This window comes from Planktotalea sp., from assembly GCF_039984035.1.
Lineage (GTDB): Bacteria > Pseudomonadota > Alphaproteobacteria > Rhodobacterales > Rhodobacteraceae > Planktotalea.
The window spans coordinates 1-2,872 of the sequence record NZ_JBDWVM010000370.1 but is presented as its reverse complement, the minus strand read 5'-3'; the positions used below and the strand labels follow the sequence as shown (position 1 = coordinate 2,872).

4 protein-coding genes are annotated in these 2,872 nt (G+C 57.4%); all 4 read left to right on the top strand.

The window, feature by feature from the left end:
- A partial coding sequence (locus ABJQ89_RS16440) for a 2Fe-2S iron-sulfur cluster-binding protein (protein WP_348497241.1) occupies positions 1-630 on the top strand: 630 nt, incomplete at its 5' end.
- Positions 630-977 carry a succinate dehydrogenase gene (locus tag ABJQ89_RS16435; protein ID WP_348497240.1) on the top strand — a complete coding sequence of 116 codons (348 nt, stop codon included), beginning with the start codon at positions 630-632 and terminating at the stop codon, positions 975-977. The genes ABJQ89_RS16440 and ABJQ89_RS16435, both read left to right, overlap by 1 nt.
- The gene (locus ABJQ89_RS16430) at positions 974-1,327 is read left to right on the top strand and encodes a succinate dehydrogenase (RefSeq protein WP_348497239.1); all 354 of its coding nucleotides are present in this window, start codon (positions 974-976) and stop codon (positions 1,325-1,327) included. Before ABJQ89_RS16435 ends, ABJQ89_RS16430 begins: the two co-directional genes overlap by 4 nt.
- A gap of 1 nt (position 1,328) precedes the next feature.
- On the top strand, positions 1,329-2,872 hold a 1,544-nt coding region (locus tag ABJQ89_RS16425; RefSeq protein WP_348497238.1), incomplete at its 3' end, for an FAD-binding protein.

Genomic DNA, 2,872 nt, shown 5'->3' with positions numbered 1-2,872 from the left:
ACCGTGTTGGACGTGGTCTCTTGGGTTCAACAGAACGCTGATCCGACGCTCAGCTATCGCTTTGCTTGCCGTGTCGGCATGTGCGGCTCTTGCGCGATGATGGTGAACGGCGTGCCCCGTTGGACCTGCCGCACGCATATCTCAAAGGTGCTGGACGGAAATGAAGTTGCCATCGCCCCCCTAAGAAATCTGCCCGTTATCAAAGATTTGGTCGTCGACATGGACCCCTTCTTTGACAAATGGGTTGCGGCAGAAGGCGTGCATCACAGCATGCTCACCCGCGATGATCCAATTGAACAGTTGGACGAAACCCAGCCCGAGCGCGTGGCTGCCAATGCTGGGATCGAATGCATCAACTGCTCCGTCTGTTACGCCGCCTGCGATACCGTAGCGCATAATCAAAACTATCTCGGCCCCGCTGCGCTGCAACGTGCGTGGACCTTACTGAACGATGCCAAAGATGCGGGTCGCAGCGCTATATTGGACGCGGTGTCGGACAAAGGCGGCTGTCACAATTGCCACTCTATGGGTTCTTGTACGGTCTATTGCCCCAATGATCTGGACCCGATGTCCGCAATCGCAGGGCTAAAACGCGAAACCGCGCGCAGCTTCTTTAAGAGGGGACGCTGATGCTGAATCTGCGTCTTTACATGCTGCAACGGATCACCGCGCTGCTGATGGCGCCACTGGTGCTCGGCCACCTTGCCGTGATCATCTATGCCATCCAAGGGGGTCTCAGCACGGCCGAAATACTCGGGCGCACCCAAAGATCGCTTGTGTGGTTCCTGTTTTACGGCACCTTCGTGATCGCCGTTTCCATACACGGCGCGATTGGTCTGCGAACACTGGCGCATGAATGGATGGGCCTCAAGGGCGCCCTGCTCGATCTCTTCATGTGGATCGCAGGCCTTGGCTTGCTCTTGCTTGGCGCACGGGCTGTTTGGGCCGTCACTTTCGCGGCAGGACTAAGCGCATGAAGGGAGCAAAGAGCATCACATCGCGCGCCCATCCGCTGTGGCTCGCGTTTACCCTGCACCGCCTCTCTGGCCTCGGCTTGGCGATCTTCCTGCCCGCCCACTTCTGGGTCTTGGCCATGGCACTGACGGACCCTGCCCGACTGGACGGATTTTTACGCATGAGCGACACGAGCCTCGTTAAGCTTGCCGAATTTGGTTTGGTGTTCCTGCTCGCCATCCACATGTTTGGGGGCCTTCGCCTGATGGCGCTGGAATGGCTGCCGTGGACACCACCACAGAAAACACTGGCCGCAGGCGCGACCGCCCTGTCCTTCCTCATCGCATGCCTCTTCTTCATGAAAGCCATTTGATATGAAACTTTCTGATATTGAACGTCATGACACCGATATCCTGATCCTCGGCAGCGGTGGCGCAGGGCTGTTTGCTGCGCTCCATGCCAAACAAACAGCGCCGGAAGGCACCAAAATTACGATTGCAGTCAAAGGCTTGATCGGCAAATGCGGCTGCACGCGCATGGTCCAAGGCGGCTACAACGTTGCCCTTGGTAATGGCGATACGGTCGAGCGCCACTTCATGGATACGATCAACGGAGGCAAATGGTTGCCCAATCAGGACATGGCATGGCGTCTGTGCGAACAGGCCGTGGTCCGTATTCGCGAGTTGGAAAATGAGGTCGGCTGTTTCTTTGATCGCAATACTGACGGCTCGCTCCATCAAAAGGCGTTTGCGGGGCAAACTGCAGATCGCACGGTCCACAAGGGCGATCTCACAGGCATCGAAATCATCAATCGTTTGATGGAAAAGGTTCTCGCCTCTGGCGTTGAAAAACTCCAAGAACACCGCGCCGTTGGGCTGATCCCGACCAAAGACGGCTCTGCTCTCGCCGGTGTTTTGATGATCGACATGCGTAGTGGAAAATTTCGGTTCGTGCGCGCCAAAACCGTGCTCATGGGCACGGGTGGCGGGCCGAGCATGTACAAATACCACACGCCGAGCGGCGATAAATCGATGGATGGTTTGGCCATGGCCCTCCGTGCGGGGCTGTCCTTGCGCGATATGGAAATGGTGCAATTCCATCCAACGGGCCTACTCGCGGGGGATCACACCCGCATGACAGGCACCGTCCTAGAGGAAGGGTTGCGCGGCGCGGGTGGCCAACTCATCAGCCATTCCGGCGCGCGCTTCATGTTTGACTATGACGCCAAAGGCGAACGCGCCACGCGCGATGTGGTCAGCCGCGGCATTTACTCGGAAATGCGCAAAAACAATAACCCAGAGCAAGAAGGCGTGTTTATCTCAATGGCGCACCTCGGCCCGGATAACGTGCGCAAGAAATTCAAAGGCATGGTCAATCGCTGCGCCGACAGCGGTTTTGATCTGGCCGCGGGCAAAGTGGAGGTCGTGCCAACCGCGCATTATTTCATGGGCGGCGTTGTGGTCGACGTGGATACGCGCACCGCGATGGAGGGGCTTTATGTTGCGGGCGAGGATGCGGGCGGCGCGCATGGTTCAAACCGATTGGGTGGAAATGGCGTCGCAAATTCAACCGTTTATGGCGGCATTGCGGGCGATACGATGGGCATGGATGTGCGACACATGTCCCTGCGCGATCCAGATGAAACCGTGCTCCAAGCCGAATTTGAACGCGCAATCTATCCGCTAAGCCGCAAACCCGATCTGGTGCTCCCGCTGCGCAAACAATTGCAGGACCTGATGTGGGACGAGGTCGGCGTGATGCGCACCAAGGCAGGTATGCAACGCGGCCTGACAGGAATTGCCGAGGTCTCAAACGCCTTGATGACAACGGGTGTTGATGACAGCAATCTCGCCTTCAATCTCACATGGCATGACTGGCTGAACCTGCGTTCGCTCTGCGACATTTCAGAAGTCATTAC

Excerpts from the sequence above, each read along its gene's own strand:
- ABJQ89_RS16435 (WP_348497240.1), top strand. The coding sequence starts at position 630 with ATGCTGAATCTGCGTCTTTACATGCTGCAACGGATCACCGCGCTGCTG.
- ABJQ89_RS16430 (WP_348497239.1), top strand. The coding sequence starts at position 974 with ATGAAGGGAGCAAAGAGCATCACATCGCGCGCCCATCCGCTGTGGCTC.